General features: G+C 69.7%; 18 protein-coding genes, 1 tRNA gene and 1 pseudogene. 16 read left to right on the forward strand and 4 right to left on the reverse strand.

What is annotated here, in order from left to right:
* The first annotated feature begins 69 nt into the window (after nucleotides 1–69).
* The 11 genes and pseudogenes from Tther_RS01530 to Tther_RS01580 all read left to right on the forward strand — a co-directional run bounded on the left by Tther_RS01530 (nucleotide 70) and on the right by Tther_RS01580 (nucleotide 11,528).
* Nucleotides 70–735, forward strand: coding sequence for a YfgM family protein (locus tag Tther_RS01530; RefSeq protein WP_143900178.1), 666 nt, complete (start codon nucleotides 70–72; stop codon nucleotides 733–735).
* Nucleotides 732–1,910 (forward strand): outer membrane protein assembly factor BamB, encoded by a 1,179-nt coding sequence (gene bamB / locus Tther_RS01535; RefSeq protein ID WP_246098862.1) that lies wholly within the window; start codon nucleotides 732–734, stop codon nucleotides 1,908–1,910. Before Tther_RS01530 ends, bamB begins: the two co-directional genes overlap by 4 nt.
* Nucleotides 1,907–3,247: a ribosome biogenesis GTPase Der gene (gene der / locus Tther_RS01540; protein WP_143900180.1), complete on the forward strand. Its 1,341-nt coding sequence runs from the start codon at nucleotides 1,907–1,909 to the stop codon at nucleotides 3,245–3,247. Before bamB ends, der begins: the two co-directional genes overlap by 4 nt.
* Before the next feature lie 77 nt (nucleotides 3,248–3,324).
* Nucleotides 3,325–3,579, forward strand: coding sequence for an RNA chaperone Hfq (hfq, locus tag Tther_RS01545; protein WP_143900182.1), 255 nt, complete (start codon nucleotides 3,325–3,327; stop codon nucleotides 3,577–3,579).
* The gene (hflX, locus tag Tther_RS01550; RefSeq protein WP_246098863.1) at nucleotides 3,576–4,790 is read left to right on the forward strand and encodes a GTPase HflX; all 1,215 of its coding nucleotides are present in this window, start codon (nucleotides 3,576–3,578) and stop codon (nucleotides 4,788–4,790) included. The genes hfq and hflX overlap by 4 nt, the downstream gene beginning before the upstream one ends.
* 62 nt (nucleotides 4,791–4,852) lie before the next feature.
* On the forward strand, nucleotides 4,853–6,151 hold the full coding sequence (hflK, locus tag Tther_RS01555; RefSeq protein ID WP_143900297.1) for an FtsH protease activity modulator HflK: 1,299 nt from the start codon (nucleotides 4,853–4,855) through the stop codon (nucleotides 6,149–6,151).
* 14 nt (nucleotides 6,152–6,165) lie between these two features.
* Entirely contained in the window at nucleotides 6,166–7,065 is a 900-nt protein-coding gene (hflC, locus tag Tther_RS01560) for a protease modulator HflC (protein WP_143900184.1), read from the forward strand.
* Between the two features lie 71 nt (nucleotides 7,066–7,136).
* Nucleotides 7,137–8,315: an ATP phosphoribosyltransferase regulatory subunit gene (locus Tther_RS01565; RefSeq protein WP_143900186.1), complete on the forward strand. Its 1,179-nt coding sequence runs from the start codon at nucleotides 7,137–7,139 to the stop codon at nucleotides 8,313–8,315.
* 65 nt (nucleotides 8,316–8,380) lie between these two features.
* Nucleotides 8,381–9,769 carry an adenylosuccinate synthase gene (locus Tther_RS01570; RefSeq protein ID WP_143900188.1) on the forward strand — a complete coding sequence of 463 codons (1,389 nt, stop codon included), beginning with the start codon at nucleotides 8,381–8,383 and terminating at the stop codon, nucleotides 9,767–9,769.
* A gap of 32 nt (nucleotides 9,770–9,801) precedes the next feature.
* On the forward strand, nucleotides 9,802–10,326 hold the full coding sequence (locus Tther_RS01575; RefSeq protein WP_143900191.1) for a phosphoribosyltransferase: 525 nt from the start codon (nucleotides 9,802–9,804) through the stop codon (nucleotides 10,324–10,326).
* A gap of 20 nt (nucleotides 10,327–10,346) precedes the next feature.
* Nucleotides 10,347–11,528 (forward strand): annotated as a pseudogene (locus Tther_RS01580) (cystathionine beta-lyase).
* Between the two features lie 68 nt (nucleotides 11,529–11,596).
* Here Tther_RS01580 and Tther_RS01585 read toward each other — a convergent pair.
* Complete coding sequence (locus Tther_RS01585) at nucleotides 11,597–12,223, reverse strand: arylesterase (protein ID WP_143900299.1); 627 nt, start codon at nucleotides 12,221–12,223, stop codon at nucleotides 11,597–11,599.
* A 41-nt stretch (nucleotides 12,224–12,264) separates the two neighbouring features.
* Here Tther_RS01585 and Tther_RS01590 point away from each other — a divergent pair, with 41 nt between their 5' ends.
* Together Tther_RS01590 and rlmB are read left to right on the forward strand one after the other, a co-directional pair.
* Nucleotides 12,265–12,951: an ABC transporter ATP-binding protein gene (locus Tther_RS01590; RefSeq protein ID WP_143900193.1), complete on the forward strand. Its 687-nt coding sequence runs from the start codon at nucleotides 12,265–12,267 to the stop codon at nucleotides 12,949–12,951.
* A 9-nt stretch (nucleotides 12,952–12,960) separates the two neighbouring features.
* Complete coding sequence (rlmB, locus tag Tther_RS01595; RefSeq protein WP_143900196.1) at nucleotides 12,961–13,749, forward strand: 23S rRNA (guanosine(2251)-2'-O)-methyltransferase RlmB; 789 nt, start codon at nucleotides 12,961–12,963, stop codon at nucleotides 13,747–13,749.
* 26 nt (nucleotides 13,750–13,775) lie between these two features.
* Here the strand turns inward: rlmB and Tther_RS01600 are convergent, their stop codons facing one another.
* The gene (locus Tther_RS01600; RefSeq protein ID WP_143900198.1) at nucleotides 13,776–14,390 is read right to left on the reverse strand and encodes a chromate transporter; all 615 of its coding nucleotides are present in this window, start codon (nucleotides 14,388–14,390) and stop codon (nucleotides 13,776–13,778) included.
* A complete protein-coding gene (locus Tther_RS01605; RefSeq protein ID WP_143900200.1) occupies nucleotides 14,387–14,986 on the reverse strand; it encodes a chromate transporter in 600 nt (199 codons plus the stop codon). Before Tther_RS01605 ends, Tther_RS01600 begins: the two co-directional genes overlap by 4 nt.
* A 194-nt stretch (nucleotides 14,987–15,180) precedes the next feature.
* Between Tther_RS01605 and phaR the strand changes: the two genes are divergently transcribed.
* Both phaR and rimO read left to right on the forward strand, forming a co-directional pair.
* Nucleotides 15,181–15,654, forward strand: coding sequence for a polyhydroxyalkanoate synthesis repressor PhaR (phaR, locus tag Tther_RS01610; protein ID WP_425472790.1), 474 nt, complete (start codon nucleotides 15,181–15,183; stop codon nucleotides 15,652–15,654).
* A gap of 101 nt (nucleotides 15,655–15,755) precedes the next feature.
* A complete protein-coding gene (rimO, locus tag Tther_RS01615) occupies nucleotides 15,756–17,165 on the forward strand; it encodes a 30S ribosomal protein S12 methylthiotransferase RimO (RefSeq protein WP_143900204.1) in 1,410 nt (469 codons plus the stop codon).
* Between the two features lie 189 nt (nucleotides 17,166–17,354).
* Here rimO and Tther_RS01620 read toward each other — a convergent pair.
* Nucleotides 17,355–17,439: transfer RNA gene (locus Tther_RS01620), tRNA-Leu, on the reverse strand.
* 56 nt (nucleotides 17,440–17,495) lie between these two features.
* Between Tther_RS01620 and rnr the strand changes: the two genes are divergently transcribed.
* The gene (gene rnr / locus Tther_RS01625; RefSeq protein ID WP_425472789.1) at nucleotides 17,496–19,775 is read left to right on the forward strand and encodes a ribonuclease R; all 2,280 of its coding nucleotides are present in this window, start codon (nucleotides 17,496–17,498) and stop codon (nucleotides 19,773–19,775) included.
* The last annotated feature ends 21 nt before the right edge of the window (nucleotides 19,776–19,796 follow it).

Consider the following 19,796-nt stretch of genomic DNA (forward strand, 5'->3'; position numbering starts at 1 on the left):
GGCGCCCATCGCGGCGGCGTGGCGGTCGCCCTCTACAATCCGGCAACGTCGATCCACACACGCGCGCGCATGGCCTCTCATTACGATCTCGAAGAACAGGAACAAATCGCCCAGCTCAAGGCCTTCTGGGTCAGGTATGGCAACCTCATCACCTGGGTGCTGGTGGCCGCTCTGGGTGCTTACGCGGCCTACAACGGGTGGCAGTACTGGGAGCGGCGCCAGGCGCTGCAGGCTGCCGCGCTCCTGGACGAGTTGGAGCAGGCCGCGCGCGCGTCGGACGTCGAGCGCGTGCGCCGCGCCTGGGCCGACCTGAAGGCGCAGGCCCCGCGCACCATGCAAGCCCAGCACGGCGCGCTGCTGGCGGCGCGTACGCTCGCGCAGGCCGATCAGGCGTCGGATGCGCGTGCGGCGTTGCAGTTCGTGGTCGATGCCGGGCGCGACGAGGCCTTGGCGGCCATTGCCCGTCTGCGGCTGGCGGCGCTGGAACTGGACGCCGGCCAGCCGGAGGCAGCGCTGCGGCTGCTGGAGCCGGCGGTGCCGGAGGCGCTGCGACCCTGGCAGGCCGATCGGCGTGGCGACGCCTTGCAACGGCAGGGGCAGGCCGATGCCGCCCGCGCCGCCTACCTCGACGCCTGGCGTGGCTTGACGGCGGACGTCGGCTACCGCGCCATCGTCGAGGCCAAGCTCAACGCCTTGGGGGTCGACCCCACGGCGCAACCGGAGGCCAAACCGTGACCGCCCCACTTTCCGCTTTCCCGTTGACCCTTGCCGCCCGGATCCTGGGGCGCCGCGGCGCTGGCGCCTGGCTGGTGGGCGCCGCCCTGGCCGGGGTGCTGGCCGGGTGCTCCTCGGGGGCGCGCAAGCCCGAGCCCATGCCGCTGCAGCCGGTGGCCGCCATCGTCCCGGCGCGCCAGGTGTGGACGCAGGCGATCGGCCCCGTCGACGCTTTGCTGGTGCCCGCGGTGCGCGACGGTGCCGTCGCACTGGCCAACGCCGCGGGTGCGGTGACCGTGCTGGAGGCCGACGGTGGCCGGGTGCGTTGGCGCGCCGAGGCCGGTGCGCCGATGGCTGCGGGCGTTGGCTTCGACGGCCGGCGTGTCGCGCTGGTCACGCGTGACAACGAGTTGACCGTGCTGAGCGAGCGCGGCGTGCTGTGGCGCCAGCGCCTGGCCGCGCGACCGTTTACGCCGCCGCTGGTGGCGGGGGAACGGGTGTTCGTGCTGGGTGGCGACCGCAGCGTGGTCGCCTTCGACGCCCAAAGCGGCGCGCGCCTGTGGTCCCAGTCCAGCCGCGGCACGGAGCCTTTGGTCCTGCAGCAACCGGGCGTGCTCGGGGCGGTGGGCAACACACTCGTGGTGGGGATTGGCGGGCGCCTGGTGGGCCTCGATCCGGACACGGGCCGCATGCGCTGGGACGCGGTGGTGGGCCGCTCGCGCGGCGCCAACGAAATCGAGCGCTTGGTCGACCTGGTCGGGCGCGTGGGGCGCGATGGCGACGTGCTGTGCGTGCGCGCCTTTCAGGCGGCGATCGGCTGCGTCGATGCCACGCAGGGGCGCACGCTGTGGACGCGCGCCGCCGACGGCGTCACCGGTGTGCAGGCCGATGCCGAGCGTGTGTACGCCGTCGAGTCCAACGGCCGTGTGCTGGCCCTGCGCCGTGCCGACGGCACGCCCGACTGGACCCATGAGCGCCTGCTGCATCGTGGCCTGACGGCGCCGCTGGCGCTGGGACGGTCGCTGGCCATCGGCGATGCGCAAGGCTACGTGCACCTGCTGTCGCGCGCGGACGGCAGCGTCGTCAACCGACTGGCCACCGACGGCTCGCCCATCGTCGAGGGCCCGCTGCTGGTCGGCAATACCCTGGTCGCCGTGACCCGCAACGGCGGCGTGTTTGCCTGGCGTCCGGAATGACCGCGTTCAAGCCCGTTGTCGCCCTGGTCGGCCGGCCCAACGTCGGCAAATCGACGCTGTTCAACCGGCTGACCAAAAGCCGCGACGCCATCGTCGCCGACCTGCCCGGCCTCACGCGCGACCGCCACTACGGCAACGCGCGGCTGGGTAAGCGTGAGTTCATCGTCATCGACACCGGCGGCTTCGAGCCCGACGCCTCCAGCGGCATCTACCGCGAGATGGCCAAGCAGACGCGCCAGGCCGTGGCCGAGGCCGACGTGGTGATTTTCGTCGTGGACGCGCGCGCGGGCCTGAGCGCGCAGGACCACGACATCGCCGCGTACCTGCGGCGGTTGGCCAAGCCGTGCCTGCTGGTGGCCAACAAGGCCGAGGGCATGCGCGAGGGCGCGCAGTTGGCCGAGTTTTACGAGCTGGGGCTGGGCGAGGTGATTCCGGTGTCGGCGGCGCACGGGCAGGGGGTGCGCTCGATGATCGAGACCGCGCTCGACCGGCTCGAGTGGCCCGCGGCACCCGCCGAGGATGCGCAGACGCCGGACGCCGAGGTGATTCGGCTGGCTGTGGCCGGTCGGCCCAACGTGGGCAAGTCCACGCTCATCAACGCCTGGCTGGGCGAGGAGCGGCTGGTGGCGTTCGACCTGCCCGGCACCACGCGCGACGCGATCCGCGTGCCCTTCGAGCGCGAGGGCCGCCGCTTCGAGTTGATCGACACCGCGGGCCTGCGCCGCAAGGGCAAGGTGTTCCAGGCGGTGGAGAAGTTCTCCGTCGTCAAGACCCTGCAGGCCATCGAGAGCGCGCACGTGGTGTTGCTGCTGTTGGACGCCACCCAGGGCGTGACCGATCAGGACGCGCACATCGCCGGCTACATCCTCGACAGTGGCCGCTCGGTGGTGCTGGCCGTCAACAAATGGGACGCGGTGGACGACTACCAGCGCGAGCAGGTGCAGCGCTCGATCGAGGCGCGGCTGGCCTTCCTGAAGTTTGCGCCCCTGCACGTCATTTCGGCGCGCAAGCGCCAGGGCATCCAGGCCCTGTGGAAGTCGATTGCCCGGGCCTATGCGTCGGCCATGGTCAAGATGCCCACGCCGGTGCTGACGCGGCTGCTGCACGAGGCGGTGGCCTTTCAGGCACCGCGCAAGAGCGGGATGTTCCGGCCCAAACTGCGCTACGCCCACCAGGGCGGGCAAAACCCGCCGGTCATCGTCATACACGGCAATTCGCTCGAGCACGTGGGCGATGCCTATCGGCGTTTTCTGGAGGCGCGCTTTCGCAAAGCGTTCGACCTGGTGGGCACGCCGCTGCGCATCGAGTTCAAGACGCAGGACAATCCGTACGCATGAGTGGGGCAGGGCGGCGCAGCCCCGGCCGGTTTGTGGTAAGGTCGGCGTCCCCTTCATTTTCGAACACGGAAGATATCGTGAGCAACAACAAAGGCCAACTCCTGCAGGACCCGTTTCTGAACCAGCTCCGCCGCGAGCACGTGCCGGTGTCGATCTACCTCGTCAACGGCATCAAGCTGCAGGGTCAGATTGAGTCGTTCGATCAGTACGTCGTCCTGCTGGGCAACACCGTCACCCAGATGGTCTACAAACACGCCATCTCCACCATCGTGCCGGGCCGTCCGGTGCAGTTCTCGGTGGCGCAGCCGGCCGAGCCCGCGTCGGCATCGTGACGCGCACCGACCCGGCATCCACGGCCGGTGATCCGGCGCCGGGCGTGATTTTGGTGGGCGTCGACATCGGGCAACCGCATTTCGACGCCACGCTCGAGGAGCTGGCGCTGCTGGCGCAGTCCGCCGGCTACCGGGTCTGCGACAAGGTCGTGTGCCGACGTCGCGCGCCCGACGCCGCGCTCTACGTGGGCAGTGGCAAGGCCGATGAAATCCGGACGCTGGCCGCTGCCCACGGCGCCCAGGAGGTGCTGTTCGACCAGGCGTTGAGCCCGGCGCAGCAGCGCAACCTCGAGCGGCACCTGCAGATGCCGGTCAACGACCGCATTTTGCTCATCCTGGACATCTTTGCCCAGCGCGCCCGCAGCCACGAGGGCAAGCTGCAGGTCGAACTGGCCCGGCTGCAGTACCTGCAGACCCGGCTGGTGCGGCGTTGGTCGCACCTGGAGCGCCAAAGCGGCGGCATCGGGTTGCGTGGCGGTCCGGGTGAAACCCAGATCGAGCTGGACCGGCGCATGATCGCCGACGCCATTCACCGCACGCGCGAGCGGCTCGAGCGCGTCAAGCGCCAGCGCCGCACCCAGCGCCGCCAGCGCGAGCGCCGCGGCACGTTCAACATCTCGCTGGTCGGCTACACCAACGCCGGCAAGTCCACGCTGTTCAACGCCCTGGTCAAGGCGCGCGCCTACGCGGCCGATCAGCTCTTTGCCACGTTGGACACCACCACGCGCCAGATGTACCTGGGCGAGGTGGGTTGCAGCGTGTCGCTCTCCGACACCGTGGGTTTCATCCGCGATTTGCCGCACACGCTGGTCGAGGCGTTCGCCGCGACGCTGCAGGAGGCGCGCGACGCCGATGGGTTGCTGCACGTGGTCGATGCGAGCAACCCCCAACACCCGGAGCAGATCGACAACGTGATGCGCGTGCTGCACGAGATCGGCGCCGCCGACGTGCCGCAGGTGCTGGTGTTCAACAAGGTCGATGCGCTGCCGCCGCAGCGCCGTCCGCACCAGGCGCAGGACACGATGGAACTCGAAGGCCGCCGCGTGACTCGGGTATTCGTCAGCGCGCAAACGGGTAAGGGTTTGGCGACGTTGCGCGCGGTGCTCGCCGACGCCGTGCGTGGATCGGCCACGATGCCCGTGCACCACGAAGACGCCCCGCAATTCGGCACAATTGAGCCGCCATCCAACGACCGACGGTTTCACCCATGAACGATTTCCCCTTGGGCGCACGACCCCCCGGGTCCGGCCGGCGCGATCCCGGCTCCGGCTGGATGCACCGCCTGCGCGCGGTGTTCAACCTCAACGATCCCCGCTGGGGGCGCGGCGATGACGACGAGTCCCGGCGTGACACGGGCGGGACGCGCCGCCCGTCGTCCGGGCAAAACCCGCCGGACCTGGACGAACTCTGGCGCGACTTCAACCGCAAGCTGGGCAACCTGTTTGGCGGCCGCGGTGGGGGCGGGCGTCCGCCCGGTGGGCCTGGCTGGGGCCGGGGCGACGAAGGTGCGCCGATGCGCCCCGACCCCAAGGGCGCCGGCGTCGGCGTTGGCCTCATCGTTGGCGTGGCGGTGCTGATCTGGCTGGGCACGGGCTTTTTCGTCGTGCAGGAGGGCCAGCAGGCCGTCATCACCCAGTTTGGCCGCTACCACAGCACCGTCGGGGCGGGCTTCAACTGGCGGCTGCCGTACCCGATCCAGCGCCACGAGACGGTCTTCGTCACCCAGATCCGCTCGGTGGACATCGGCCGCGACGCGATCGTGCGCGCCACGGGGCTGCGCGAATCGGCGATGCTGACCGAGGATGAAAACATCGTCGAGATCAAGTTCGCGGTCCAGTACCGCCTCAGCGACGCGCGCGCCTACCTGTTCAGCAGCCGCGACCCTGACGCGGCCGTGGTCAAGGCGGCCGAGACCGCCGTGCGCGAGGTGGTTGGCAAGATGCGCATGGACGCGGCGCTGGCCGAGGAGCGCGAGCAAATCGCGCCGCGCGTGCGCACCCTGATGCAAACCATTCTCGACCGCTACAACGTCGGCATCGAAATCGTCGGCATCAACCTGCAGGCTGGCGGTGTGCGCCCGCCCGAGCAGGTGCAGGCGGCCTTCGACGATGTGCTCAAGGCCGGCCAGGAACGCGAGCGCGCCAAGAACGAGGCCGAGGCCTACGCCAACGACGTCGTGCCGCGCGCGCGCGGCGCGGCAGCGCGCTTGCTCGAGGAAGCCGAAGGCTATCGCGCGCGCATCGTCGGGCAGGCCCAGGGTGATGCGCAGCGCTTTGCCCTGATCCAGGCCGAGTACGCCAAAGCGCCCCAGGTCACACGCGAGCGCCTCTACCTCGAGGCGATGCAGCAGGTTTACGCCAACGTCACCAAGGTCATGATCGACACCCGCCAGCAGTCCAGCTTGTTGTATTTGCTGCTGGACAAGATCATGCAGCAGGTCAGCGCATCAGCCGCTGCGTCGGCCAGCCCGGCGCCGCTGGGGTCGATGGGGGCTGCGCCCGCGGGCGGCAGCCCGAGCGCCGACCCGCGCAGCCGCGATGACGCGCGCAGCCGTGACCGAGAGGGCCGCTGACCGGAGCCGATGCCATGACCCAACGAATCGGATTCATCGTTTCCACCGTGTTGGTGCTGCTGGCCATCGCCAGCTCCACCTTGTTCGTCGTCGATCAGCGGCAATACGGCGTGGTCTTTCAGTTCGGCCAGATCCGCAACGTGGTCACCGAGCCGGGGCTGAACGTCAAGCTGCCGCCGCCGTTTCAGAACGTGTCCTACATCGACAAGCGGCTGCTGACGCTGGAGAGCACCGACACCGAGCCGACGCTGACCGCCGAGAAGCAGCGCGTCGTCATCGACTGGTACGTGCGCTGGCGCATCTCGGACCCGTCGGCCTACATCCGCAACGTCGGGCTCGACGAGCGCGCCGGCGCGGCCCAGCTCAACCGTGTGGTGCGCAACGCCTTCCAGCAGGAGGTCAACAAGCGCACCCTGCGCGAGCTGTTGTCGGCCAAGCGCGAGGAGCTCATGGCCGCCGTGCAGCGCGAGGTGCTGGCGGCCGTGCGCGGCGCCGAAAAGCCCTGGGGCATGGACGTGGTGGACGTGCGCATCTCGCGCATCGACTACGCCGAATCGATCACCCGCTCCGTCTACGACCGCATGGAGGCCGAGCGCAAGCGCGTGGCCAACGAGCTGCGCTCCACCGGGTTTGCCGAAGGCGAAAAAATCCGCGCCGAAGCCGACCGCGAGCGCGAGGTCATCTTGGCCGAGGCATACCGCAAGGCGCAGCGCATCAAGGGTGAGGGCGACGCCGAAGCGGCGCGCATCTACAGCCAGGCGTTTGGCAAAGATCCGGCGTTTGCGCAGTTCTACCGCAGCCTCGAGGCCTACAAGGCCAGCTTTGCCGGCAAGGGCGATGTGCTGGTGGTCGATCCCTCGTCCGAGTTCTTCAAGGCGTTCAAGGGCAGCGCGCCGGCGGCCGGGGCGCGCTGAGGCGGTGTGCGTGGCCGGCTCCGGATCGGGGCCGGGGTAAAATCCTGCCTTTGCCTGCTGCCGAACCACCCATGTCTGCCTGGCTGCTGCCGGATCACATCGCCGATGTGCTGCCCTCCGAGGCGCGCCACATCGAGGACTTGCGCCGCTCGCTGCTCGAAGCGGCGCGCCGCTACGGCTACGAGCTGGTCATCCCGCCACTGCTCGAACACCTGGAGTCGCTGCTGACGGGCACCGGCGAGGCGCTGGACCTGCAGACCTTCAAGCTGGTGGACCAGCTCTCGGGCCGGATGCTGGGACTGCGTGCCGACACCACGCCACAGGTCGCGCGCATCGATGCGCACCTGCTCAACCGCCAGGGCATTGCGCGGCTGTGCTACTGCGGGCCGGTGGTGCACACCCGCGCTGCCACCCACGGCACGCGCGAGCCGCTGCAGTTCGGCGCCGAAATCTACGGCCATGCCGGCCTGGAGGCCGATCTGGAGGTGCTCGAGCTCGCGCTCGACGCCCTGCGCGCGGCGGGACTGACGCGCCTGGGGGTGGACCTGGGCGACGTGCGCGTCGTCGATGCGGTGCTGGATGGGGGCGCCTTGCCCAGCGCGCGCGTGGCGCGCATCCACGCCGCGCTGGCGGCCAAGGACGCCGTGGCGCTGGCCGCCTTGGCCGAAGGCCTGCCGGCGCCCGTGCGCGCAGGGTTGCTGGCCCTGCCGGAACTCTATGGCGGCATCGAGGTGCTGGCGCAGGCGCAGCAGCGCCTGCCCGACAGCGAGCGCTTGCGGCGCGCGCTGGCCGATCTGGCCTGGCTGGCCGAGCGCTTGCGCGAGCGCGATCCGGACGTCGAAGTCAGTCTTGACCTGGCCGACCTGCGCGGCTACGCCTACTACACCGGTGTGCGCTTCAGCCTGTTTGGTGCCGGTGGCGGTGAGCGGCACGAAATCGCCCGTGGCGGCCGCTACGACGAGGTGGGGGCCGTCTTTGGTCGGCGGCGGCCGGCGGCGGGCTTCAGCCTCGACCTCAAGCAATTGGTGCGGCTGGCGCCGACACCGCCGCTGCGGCCGGCGATCCGCGCCCCGTGGCGCGACGATGCGGCGCTGCGCGCGGCCATTGCCCGGCTGCGCGCCGAGGGCGAAACCGTGGTCTGCGTGCTGCCCGGACACGAGCATGAAGTCGATGAATTTGCCTGCGACCGCACGCTGGTCGAGCGCGACGGGGCTTGGGTGATCGAGCCGCGGGCCGCGTCATCGGCCTGACACCGCGCGCGACGGCCGCGTTTTTCCAACCGCTCTCAAGGCGACAGCGATCGAGCGATCTTCCCATGAACGACAAGGTTTTCCAGCCCCAGCCGGGGCGCAACGTGGTGGTGGTGGGCACCCAGTGGGGTGACGAGGGCAAGGGCAAACTCGTCGACTGGTTGACCGAGACCGCCCAGGGCGTGGTGCGCTTTCAGGGCGGGCACAACGCGGGCCACACGCTGGTCATCGGCGGGGTCAAGACCGCGCTGCACCTCATCCCCAGCGGCATCATGCGCGCGGGCGTGACCTGCTACATCGGCAATGGCGTGGTGCTCTCGCCTGCCAAGCTGCTGGAGGAAATCGACGGCCTGGAGCGCGCCGGCGTGGAGGTGCGCTCGCGCTTGCGCATCAGCGAGGCCTGCCCGCTGATCCTGCCGTTTCACGCGGCGCTGGACGTGGCGCGCGAGGCCGCCAAGGAAAAGGCCGGCACAGCCAAGATCGGCACCACGGGCCGTGGCATCGGCCCCGCCTACGAAGACAAGGTGGCACGGCGTGCCCTGCGCGTGCAGGATTTGCGCCACCCGCAGCGGTTTGCGGCCAAGCTGCGCGAGCTGCTCGATCTGCACAACCACATGCTGGTCACCTACCTCGGCGCGCAGGAGCTGGCCTGGCCGGAGGCGCTGCGGCCCTACCTGCACGAAGGCCGCGTGCGTTTCGAGCCGGTCTACGCAGAAGCCATGCGCCACGCCGAGCAGCTGCTGCCCATGATGGCCGATGTGTCGCGCGAGCTCAACGAGGCGCACCGTGCCGGCGCCAACCTGCTGTTTGAAGGGGCGCAAGGCACGCTGCTCGACATCGACCACGGCACCTACCCGTTTGTGACATCGAGCAACTGCGTCGCGGGCAACGCGGCGGCGGGCGCGGGCGTCGGGCCGGGGCTGCTGCACTATGTGCTGGGCATCACCAAAGCCTATTGCACGCGCGTGGGCGGCGGGCCGTTCCCGACCGAGCTCGATTGGCAAACCGAGGGCACACCGGGCTGGCACATGGCCACCGTCGGTGCCGAAAAGGGCACCACCACCGGCCGTGCGCGCCGCTGCGGCTGGTTCGATGCCGCGCTGCTCAAACGCTCGGCACAGGTCAACGGCCTGTCGGGCCTGTGCATCACCAAGCTGGATGTGCTCGGCGGCCTGCCCGAACTGCAGCTGTGCGTGGGCTACCGGCTCGACGGGCGCGAGATCGACCTGCTGCCCTTGGGCGCGGAGGAAATCGAGCGCTGCGAGCCGATCTACGAAACCCTGCCGGGCTGGAGCGAGCCGACCGTGGGCATCACGCGCTACGAGGATCTGCCGCTCAACGCGCGCCGCTACCTGGAGCGCATCGAACAGACCACGGGCGTGCCGATCCATGTCATCTCGACAAGCCCGGATCGCGACCATACCATCCTGCTGCGGCACCCGTTTGCCGCGTAAACGCCGGCCCCCGCCCGCAAAGGACCCTGTCCATGCTCACCGAAGACGGCAAGCACCTCTACGTTTCCTACGACGAATACCACGATCTGATCGAAAAGCTGGCGATCAAGATCTACCGTTCCGGCTGGACGTTCGACACCATTTTGTGCCTGGCGCGCGGTGGCATGCGGCCGGGCGACATCCTCAGCCGCATTTTCGACAAGCCGCTGGCCATCATGTCCACCAGCTCCTACCGGGCCGAGGGTGGCACGGTGCGCGGCCAGCTCGACATTGCGCGCTACATCACGACCCCCAAGGGCGAAATCGCCGGGCGTGTGCTGCTGGTGGACGACTTGGCGGACTCGGGGCACACGCTGCAGGCGGTGGTCGAGCTGTTGCGCAACCACTACACCCCCATCACGGAGCTGCGCACGGCCGTGCTGTGGACCAAGGCGGTCTCGATTTTCACGCCGGACTACACCGTCGAGCACTTGCCGACCAACCCCTGGATCCACCAGCCGTTTGAGTGCTACGACCATTTGCGCCCCGAACAGCTGCTGGCCAAGTGGAAGATCTGAGCGCCGACGACGGCGGAGCACTGGGCGCGGCCACCCGCCTGATCCACCACCCCTACCGGGCGCCCGACGGCTTTGATGCCGTGCCGGTCCCGGTGCACAAGGCGTCCACGGTGTTTTTCCCGACCGTGGCGGCCATGCGCACGCGCCAGTGGTAGGACAAATCCGGCTACACCTATGGCCTGCATGGCACGCCGACCACCTTCACGCTGGAAGAACGCCTGGCCACGCTGGAAGGGGGGCGCCATTGCCTCCTGACGCCCAGCGGGCTGGCCGCCATCGCGCTGGTCGATCTGGCGTTGTTGCGCACGGGCGACGAAGTGCTGCTGCCCGACAACGCCTACGGTCCGAACAAGGCGCTGGCCACGCACGAGCTGGCGTAGTGGGGCATCGGCCACCGCATCTACGACCCCATGGACCCGGCCGACCTGGCCGCGGCCATCACGCCGCGCACCCGCCTGGTCTGGCTGGAGGCGGCGGGTTCGGTGACGCTGGAGTTCCCCGATCTGCCAGCCCTCGTGGCCGTGGTGCGCGCAGCCAACCAGGGGCGGCAGCGGCCGATACGGACGGCGCTGGACGACACCTGGGGCGCGGGCATTGCCTTGGCGCCTTTTGCGCTGGGCGTCGATGTGGCCATGCAAGCCCTGACCAAATACCCCAGCGGTGGCGCCGATGTGCTCATGGGCGCCGTCGTCACGCGTGACGAGGCGCTGCACCAGCAGTTGCTGCTCACGCACATGCGGCTGGGGCTGGGGGTGGGCGCCAACGACGCCGAGGCCGTGCTGCGTGGCCTGCCCAGCCTGCCGCTGCGCTACCGCGCGCAAGACGCCGCCACACGCGCGCTGGCGGCGTGGATGCGCGAACAGCCGCGCGTGGCGCGGGTGTTTCATCCGGCGCTGCCGGATTCACCGGGGCATACCGCCTGGCGCCGCGATGCGCGCGGCGCCGCGTGCTTGTTCAGCGTAGCCTTCGACGCCGACGTCACGCCCGCGCAGGTGGACGCGTTTTGCGACGCGCTGCGCCTCTTTCGCCTGGGCTACAGCTGGGCTGGTCCGGTCAGCCTGTGCGTGCCGTATGACGTGCCGGCGATGCGCACGCGCCCCTGGCCGCACGCGCCGCGCATCGTGCGTTTGGCCGTGGGCTTGGAGGACGTGGCGGATCTGCAGGCCGACCTCGCGCAGGCGCTGCGCGTGCTCGCGCCCTGAACGCGCCGCGCTCTGCCGGTGGCGGCACGCACCGTCGGTGGCGGTGCTGCTGTGTGCGCGGGTGCCCTTCAGGCGCGCGGCAGCAGGCGGTTGAGCTGCGGCCACACATTGTCCAGCAGGATCGGCTGGGCCCGCTCGTTGGGGTGGATGCGGTCGGGCTGGAAGAGGGCGGCCGCCTGCGGCCCATCGGCCACACCGGCCAGAAAGAACGGCACCAGGGCCACTTTTTCGTCCCGCGCCAGCTCGGCATAGACGGCGCGAAATTGCGCCCGGTAGCGCTCGCCGTAATTGGGCGGCATGTCCATGCCCAGCAGCAGCACCCGCGCACCCGCGGCCTGACTGGCGCGAATCATGGCGCGCAGGTTGTCGCGCGTGCCCGACAGCGGCAGGCCGCGCAGCGCGTCGTTGCCGCCCAGCTCGAGGATCACCAGCGCGGGGCGATGGCGTTCCAGCAACGCCGGCAGGCGCGCGCGGCCGCCCGCGGTGGTGTCGCCGCTGATGCTGGCATTGACCACGCGCACCGCACGCCCGCGCTCGCGCAGCCGCTGCTCGAGCAGCGCCACCCAGCCGCTGCCGCGCGCCAAGCCATACTCGGCGCTGAGCGAGTCGCCCACCACCAGGATCACGGGCGCGGAACCTGCCTCGGCCGCCCCAGCTCTGATGGGCAGGTACGCCAACGCCACCGCCGCGAGCATCGCGGCGTTACAGTTTCTGCGCTTCAATTCGAAAGCCTTTCATGTCCACACCCATCATCGCCGTGCACCGGTTGTCCAAATCGGTGACCGACGCCACCGGCACACTCGGCATCCTGCACGACGTGACGTTTGCCGTCGCGCCGGGCGAGACGCTGGCCATCGTCGGTGCCTCGGGCTCGGGCAAGAGCACACTGCTGTCGCTGCTTGCCGGCTTGGATACCCCCACGGCCGGGACGGTTCACCTGGACGGCACCGACATTTTCGCGCTCGACGAGGACGCGCGCGCGGCGCTGCGCGCGCGCAAGGTGGGCTTCGTGTTCCAAAGCTTTCAGCTGCTGGGCAACCTGACGGCGCTGGAAAACGTCATGCTGCCGCTGGAATTGGCGGGCCGGCGCGACGCCCGCGCGGCCGCACGCCGCATGCTCGAACGCGTGGGGTTGGGCGAGCGGCTGGGGCATTATCCCCGCGTGCTCTCGGGTGGCGAGCAGCAGCGCGTCGCGCTCGCGCGCGCCTTTGTGGTCGAGCCCGCGGTGCTGTTGGCCGACGAGCCGACCGGCAGCCTGGACCATGCCACCGGCGAGCGCGTCATGCAGCTCATGTTCGATCTCAACCGCGAGCATGGCACCACGCTCGTGCTGGTCACGCACGACATGCACATCGCCCGGCGGTGCGAACGCCGCCTCGCGATCGAGGCCGGACGCGCCCGCGAGCTGGCGCACGGCGCATAATCGTGCCCCATGTCCGCTGCGACCAAGATACTGTTTGGGTTTCACGCCGTCGGCGTGCGTCTGAAGACGGCGCCCGCGTCCATCCTCGAGGTTTACGCCGATCCCACGCGGCGCGACGCCCGCATGCGACAGTTTTTGCTGCGCGCGCAGGCGGCGGGTGTGCGTGTCATCGAGGCCGACGGCCCACGGCTGGCCAAGCTGGCCGGTGGGGCGCATCACCAGGGGGTGGTGGCGCGCGTGCAGGAGATCGAGCAGGCGCGCACGCTCGACGATCGGTTGGACCAGCTCGACGCCCGCAGCGCGGCCGAACGCCAGGCCGACCCGCCCTTGTTGCTGGTGCTCGACGGCATCACCGACCCCCACAACCTGGGCGCCTGCCTGCGCGTGGCCGATGGCGCCGGAGCACACGCGGTCATTGCCCCCAAGGACCACGCGTGCGGTCTCAACGCCACGGTGGCCAAGGTGGCCAGCGGCGCGGCCGAGACCGTGCCGTACTTCATGGTCACCAACCTGGCGCGCACGCTCGAGGCGCTCAAGGCGCGCGGCATCTGGGTGGTGGGCACCAGCGATGACGCGCCCGTGAGTCTGTACCAGCACGACTGGCGCGGCCCGGTGGCGGTGGTGCTCGGCTCCGAAGGCAAGGGCATGCGCGCGCTGGTGCGCCGCACCTGCGACGTGTTGGTGTCCATCCCCATGCGCGGCGCGGTGGAAAGCCTCAACGTCTCGGTGGCCAGTGCGGTTTGCCTCTACGAGGCCGTGCGGCAGCGGCTTGCCGCCGCGCCGTCGTCCACGGGTTGAGCCCTGGCCCGTAGCGGCGCCGCGCATCAGACCCAGCCGAGTGCGCCGAGCAGTGCACCGGCACCCAGCAGCCACAGCAGGTGCACGCGCGTGCGCCAAACGATGAGCGCGCTCGCAGCCGTCAGCGCCCACAGCCCACCGTCGTGGCGCCAGTCGCCGCTGGCGCGCGCCATGAGCCAGCCCGAGGCGAACAGCAGCGCCACGACCGCCGGCGCCAGCCCCTGCCGAAACGCCCGCACGGGCCACCACGCGCGGCGTTCGTGCAGCCAGCGCGCCACGCCGTAGGTGAGCAGGGACGATGGCAGCAGCATGGCCCCCAGGCAGACGCCCACCCCCAGCAGTCCCGACACCCATGCGCCCGGACCGGCCGCCGGCCCTCCCGCGCTGTTGAGGCCGACATGCCACCCCATCAGCGCCACGAACAGGATGTTGGGGCCAGGCGCCGCTTGGGCAAGCGCAATCGACGCCGCAAACTGCCCCTCCGTGAGCCAGCCGTGCTGGGTGACCAGGTAGCGGTGCATGTCGGGGGCGGTGGTGATGGCGCCCCCAATCGCCAGCAAGGACAGCGACGAAAAGTGCGCAAAAACCGCCAGCCAGTCCGCCGCCGTCAGGCTGCCCAGGGTGTTGGCGGCCGCGCTCATGGCTGCGCGCCCCGCTCGCGGCGCAGCCGCCATGCAGCCAGCCCCCAGCCCAGGCTGCCCGTTGCCGCCAGCACCCAGGCCAGCGGCAGCCGCATCCAGGCCACGGCGACGAAGGTCGCCGCCGCCAGCGCCGCGCACGCGCGTGGTCCCAACAGGTTGTCGCGCAGCGGCGCGAGCAGCCGCAGCGCCGTCCCCATGATCAGGCCCGCCGCGACCGCCCCCATGCCGCGCAACGCACCCTGTGCCGCCGGGTGCGCCGCGACCTGCGCGAACGCGATGGCCACCACCAGCAACAGCGCCAGCGGCGCGAGCAACATGCCCGCCAACGCCGCGACCGCCCCGCGCCAACCGAAGTGGCGGCTGCCGATCATCAACGCCAGGTTGACGACATTGGGGCCGGGCAGCAGCTGTGCCGCCGCCCAGTCTTCCAGAAATTGCGCCTGCGTCAGCCAGCGGCGGCGCTCCACCAAGGTCTGCTGCACCACGGCCAGCACGCCGCCAAAGCCCTGCAAGGCCAGCGCCGTGCAGGCCCAAAACAGCGCAGCCGGCGAGCGCGGGGCGGCCGGCGCGGGTTCGCTGTCCGGCGGGGTCACCATGGCGCGGCTCCAAGGCCGGGAAATCCCCGTCCGCCGCCGCGGGATAGGCGTTCTACAATGCCCCGCGGGGTGTCGGGCAGTCGTCGTCCGTGCGCCATTGCATGTCTCTCGTAGGAGTTCGTTTCGTGCCTGCCACCAAGACCAAGGCCGATGCAACCGAATCCAGCCAGCCGCCCGAAACGGGGCATGGTGCCGTGCGCGTCATCAAAAAGTATCCCAACCGCCGCCTCTACGACACCGACTCCTCGTCGTACATCACGCTCAGCGACGTCAAGGCGCTGGTGATGCGGGCCGAGCCCTTCATCGTGCGCGATGCCAAGACGGGCGAAGATCTGACGCGCTCGATCCTGCTGCAAATCATTCTCGAGGAAGAGACCGCGGGCGTGCCGCTGTTTTCCGAGAAGATGCTGGCCAACATCATTCGATTCTATGGCCACGCCATGCAGGATTTCATGGGCTCGTACCTCGAGCGCAACCTGCAAATCTTCATGGAGCTGCAGCAAAAAATGGCCGAGCAGGCCAAGGAACTCACGCCCGAGCTGTGGCAGCAGTTCATGGCCGCGCAAACACCGCTGCTCATGGGCCATTTTTTTGCCCAGTCGCAAAAAGCGTTTGCCCAGATGCAGGAGCAAATGCTGGGGGCCTTGGGCGTCAAGCGTCCGCACTGACACCTGCCTCAGCGGGCCCGCGTGTCCGCGCGCGTCCGAGCGTGCGTGGTCGGCCGCGCCGCCATGCCAGCCGGTGCGCGCCAACCTGAGACAATAGCGGGATGGCCACGCAAACGCCCGTCTCACCCCATGCCCAGGCGCCGACCATCGGCTTTGTCAGCCTCGGCTGCCCGAAGGCGCTGACCGACTCGGAGCTGATCCTCACGCGCCTGAGCGCCGAAGGCTACCGCACCAGCCGCCAGTACGAAGGCGCGGACCTGGTCATCGTCAACACCTGCGGCTTCATCGACGACGCGGTCAAGGAAAGCCTCGACGCCATTGGCGAGGCGCTGGCCGCCAACGGCAGGGTCATCGTCACCGGCTGCCTGGGCGCGCGCGCCGACGCGCAGGGTGGCAACCTGGTCCGATCGCTGCACCCGGCGGTGCTTGCGGTCACCGGCCCGCATGCCACGGACGAGGTGCTCGACGCCGTGCACGCGCACGTGCCCAAGCCGCACGACCCGTTCGTGGACCTGGTGCCGCCGCCCAGCAACGCCATCGAAGGGGTGGGCGTCAAGCTCACGCCGCGCCACTACGCCTACCTCAAGATCAGCGAGGGCTGCAACCACCGCTGCACGTTCTGCATCATCCCGTCGATGCGGGGCGATCTGGTCAGCCGCCCGATCGGCGACGTGCTCACCGAGGCGCAGCGCCTGTTCGAAGGCGGGGTCAAGGAGCTGCTCGTCATCAGCCAGGACACCAGCGCCTACGGCGTCGATGTGCAGTACCGCACCGGGTTTTGGCATGGGCGTCCGGTGCGCACACGCCTGTTCGACCTGGTGCGTGAGCTGGGGACGCTGGCGCGTGCCCACGGCGCCTGGGTGCGCCTGCATTACGTCTATCCGTATCCCCATGTGGACGATATCGTCCCGCTCATGGCCGAGGGGCTGGTGCTGCCGTATCTGGATGTGCCGTTCCAGCACAGCCACCCCGACGTGCTGCGGCGCATGAAGCGCCCGGCCAGTGGCGAGCGCAACCTCGAGCGCATTCGGCGCTGGCGCGAGATGTGCTCCGAGTTGGTGGTGCGCAGCACCTTCATCGCCGGCTTTCCCGGCGAAACGGAGGAGGAGTTTGCGCACCTGCTGGACTTTGTGCGCGAGGCGCAGATCGACCGCGCCGGCTGTTTTGCCTACTCACCGGTCGAGGGGGCGGCCGCCAACGCGCTGCCGGGTGCCTTGCCGGATGCGCTGCGCGAGGAGCGCCGCGCACGCTTCATGGCCGTGGCCGAATCGGTGGCCGTGCAACGCCTGCAACGCCGCGTTGGGGCCACCATGCAGGTGCTGGTGGACCATGCGCAGGGGCTGGGCAAAAAGGGCGGGGTGGGGCGCACGTACGCCGATGCACCCGAGATCGACGGCACCGTGCGCCTGTTGCCCCCGGAGAAGGCCAGCAAGACCTACCGAACGGGCGAGTTCATCCGCGCGCGCATCGTGGCCGCCGAGGGGCACGACCTGGTGGGGATGCCGGTCTGAGGCGCCGCGACATGCGGCAGCGCAGCGGCGCCTGGCCGGCGTGGATCCGCATGGGCGGCGCCTTGATCAAAAGCTGCGCCAAAACAAAAAGCCGGTCGATGACCGGCTCTTGCGTTTTACCAAACCTAAGCACGCATCCCGCGTGTGGAAAGTGGCTTGTCGGATTGCGCCAATTTTGGCGCAAAACGTTGGTGCCCAGGAGAGGACTCGAACCTCCACGCCTCTCGGCGCTAGTACCTGAAACTAGTGCGTCTACCAATTCCGCCACCTGGGCGCTTCAGGAAGCCAATATTATATACCCGAGGCGGGCCTCGCCCCGCCGCCAACACCTTGCCTGTGAAAGAAAAAACCCCCATTTCCCTCCACGAAATCGAAGGCGTCGTCGTCGGTCACCGCGACGGCCACGGCTTCATTGTGCGCGACGACGGCCAGCCCGACCTCTACCTGCCCCCCAACGAGATGCGCGCCGTGCTGCACAAGGACCGCGTGCGCGCGCGCATCGTGCGCCACGACCGGCGTGGCCGCCCGGAAGCCCGCGTCACCGAGATCCTGGTGCGCTCGGAAACCCCCATCATCGGCCGTCTGCTCTACGAAAACGGCGTTTGGCTGGTGGCCCCCGAGGACAAGCGCTACGGCCAGGACGTGCTGATCCCCAAAGGCGCGACGGGCACCGCCCAGCCGGGCCAGGTGGTGGTGGTCGAACTCACCGAGCCCCCGGCGTTGTTTGGCCAGCCGGTGGGGCGGATCAAGGAAGTGCTGGGCGACATCGACGACCCCGGCATGGAAATCGAAATCGCCGTGCGCAAGTACGGCGTGCCGCACCAGTTTTCCGAAGGGGCGCTGGCCGAAGCGCGCGCGCTGCCGGACAAAGTGCGCGCCGTGGACCGCCGTGGCCGCGTGGACCTGACCGATGTGCCGCTGGTCACCATCGACGGCGAGGACGCACGCGACTTCGACGATGCGGTCTATTGCGAGCCGGCCCGCGTCGGGCGCGGCAAGGGCTGGCGGCTGCTGGTGGCCATCGCCGACGTCAGCCACTACGTGCGCAACGGCGCGCCGCTCGACATCGACGCCTACGACCGCGCCACCAGCGTGTATTTCCCGCGCCGCGTCATCCCGATGCTGCCGGAAAAACTCTCCAATGGCCTGTGCTCGCTCAACCCGGGCGTGGACCGCTTGTGCATGGTGTGCGACATGCTCATCGACGCCAAGGGGGAGATCCACGCCTACCAGTTCTACCCCGCGGTGATGCACAGCCACCAGCGCTTCACCTACACCGAGGTGGCCGCCATCCTGCAAAACACGCGCGGGCCGGAGGCGCAGCGCCATGCCGCGCTGGTGCCGCATCTGCTCAATCTGCACGATGTGTTTCGGGCGCTGCTGGCCGCGCGCGAGGCGCGCGGCGCCGTCGATTTGGAGACGGTGGAGACGCAAATCGTCTGCGACGAGGCCGGGCGCATCCTGCGCATCGAGCCGCGCACCCGCAACGACGCCCACCGCATGATCGAGGAGGCCATGCTGGCCGCCAACGTCTGCGCGGCGGAGTTCATCGCCAGCCACCGCCACCCCTGCCTGTACCGGGTGCACGAGCGCCCCTCGGCCGACAAGGTCGAGCTGCTGCGGGAATTCCTCAAGGCCCTGGGTGTACCGCTGACCGTGCCCGACGCACCCGGTCCACGGGACTTTCAGGCCATCTCCAAGGCGACGGCCGATCGACCCGATGCGCCGCAAATCCACCAGATGCTGCTGCGTTCGATGCAGCAGGCCATGTATTCGCCGCACAACGTGGGCCACTTCGGGCTGGCCTACGAAGCCTACACCCACTTCACCAGCCCCATCCGGCGCTACCCGGATTTGCTCGTGCATCGCGTGATCAAGGCCTTGCTCAAGGACGGGCGCTACCACCTGCCGGTGCTGCCCGTGCCGGGTGAGGCACTGGCCAAGCTGGCCAAGCGCCTGCAGGAGCGCGGCACCTCGGAAGCCATGACGCGCTCGCGCGGGCGGCCATCGCAGGAGGTGTTGGGGTGGGAAGCCGCCGGTCTGCACTGCAGCGCCAACGAGCGCCGCGCCGACGAGGCCAGCCGCGACGTGGAAGCCTGGCTCAAGTGCAAGTACATGCGCGAGCACCTGGGTGAAGAATTCACCGGCACCGTTACCGCGGTCACCAGTTTTGGGCTCTTCGTCACGCTCGACAGCCTCTATGTCGAGGGCCTGGTGCACATCACCGAACTGGGCGGCGAGTATTTCCGCCACGACGAGCGCCGGCAGGAGCTGCGCGGTGAGCGCACCGGCGTGCGCTACACCCTGGGCTCGAAGGTGGCGGTGCAGGTCAGCCGGGTGGACCTCGACGGTCGGCGCATCGATTTTCGGTTGGTGCGCGACGATGCGGCGGGCGAAGCGCGCCCGAGCGGCGCCGGCACGGGGGAGCCCTCCGCACGGCGTGGCATGGCCGCATCGTCCCTGCGCAGCGCCAAGCGCGCCGGCCCAAAGGCCAACAGCGGCAAGTCTGGCACCGGCAAGGCCACACCCGCCAGGGCCACGCGCGGCGCCGGCAAGGCGGCTGGGGCACAATCGCCGGGGTCAGGGCGCGGTCGCCGGCCGCGCGGCTGAGGACTCGAGGCCCTATCCGCG

The sequence above is a fragment of the Tepidimonas thermarum genome (assembly GCF_007556705.1).
In the GTDB taxonomy this organism is placed as follows: domain Bacteria; phylum Pseudomonadota; class Gammaproteobacteria; order Burkholderiales; family Burkholderiaceae_C; genus Tepidimonas; species Tepidimonas thermarum.

What these genes read in the sequence shown, in the direction of transcription:
- rimO (WP_143900204.1), top strand. Translation starts at nt 15,756, where the DNA reads ATGGCCACGCAAACGCCCGTCTCACCCCATGCCCAGGCGCCGACCATC.
- Tther_RS01590 (WP_143900193.1), top strand. Translation starts at nt 12,265, where the DNA reads ATGTCCACACCCATCATCGCCGTGCACCGGTTGTCCAAATCGGTGACC.
- Tther_RS01585 (WP_143900299.1), bottom strand. Translation starts at nt 12,223, where the DNA reads ATGCTCGCGGCGGTGGCGTTGGCGTACCTGCCCATCAGAGCTGGGGCG.
- hflK (WP_143900297.1), top strand. Translation starts at nt 4,853, where the DNA reads ATGCACCGCCTGCGCGCGGTGTTCAACCTCAACGATCCCCGCTGGGGG.
- hflC (WP_143900184.1), top strand. Translation starts at nt 6,166, where the DNA reads ATGACCCAACGAATCGGATTCATCGTTTCCACCGTGTTGGTGCTGCTG.
- Tther_RS01570 (WP_143900188.1), top strand. Translation starts at nt 8,381, where the DNA reads ATGAACGACAAGGTTTTCCAGCCCCAGCCGGGGCGCAACGTGGTGGTG.
- rlmB (WP_143900196.1), top strand. Translation starts at nt 12,961, where the DNA reads ATGTCCGCTGCGACCAAGATACTGTTTGGGTTTCACGCCGTCGGCGTG.
- Tther_RS01565 (WP_143900186.1), top strand. Translation starts at nt 7,137, where the DNA reads ATGTCTGCCTGGCTGCTGCCGGATCACATCGCCGATGTGCTGCCCTCC.
- Tther_RS01575 (WP_143900191.1), top strand. Translation starts at nt 9,802, where the DNA reads ATGCTCACCGAAGACGGCAAGCACCTCTACGTTTCCTACGACGAATAC.
- Tther_RS01605 (WP_143900200.1), bottom strand. Translation starts at nt 14,986, where the DNA reads ATGGTGACCCCGCCGGACAGCGAACCCGCGCCGGCCGCCCCGCGCTCG.
- der (WP_143900180.1), top strand. Translation starts at nt 1,907, where the DNA reads ATGACCGCGTTCAAGCCCGTTGTCGCCCTGGTCGGCCGGCCCAACGTC.
- Tther_RS01530 (WP_143900178.1), top strand. Translation starts at nt 70, where the DNA reads ATGGCCTCTCATTACGATCTCGAAGAACAGGAACAAATCGCCCAGCTC.
- Tther_RS01600 (WP_143900198.1), bottom strand. Translation starts at nt 14,390, where the DNA reads ATGAGCGCGGCCGCCAACACCCTGGGCAGCCTGACGGCGGCGGACTGG.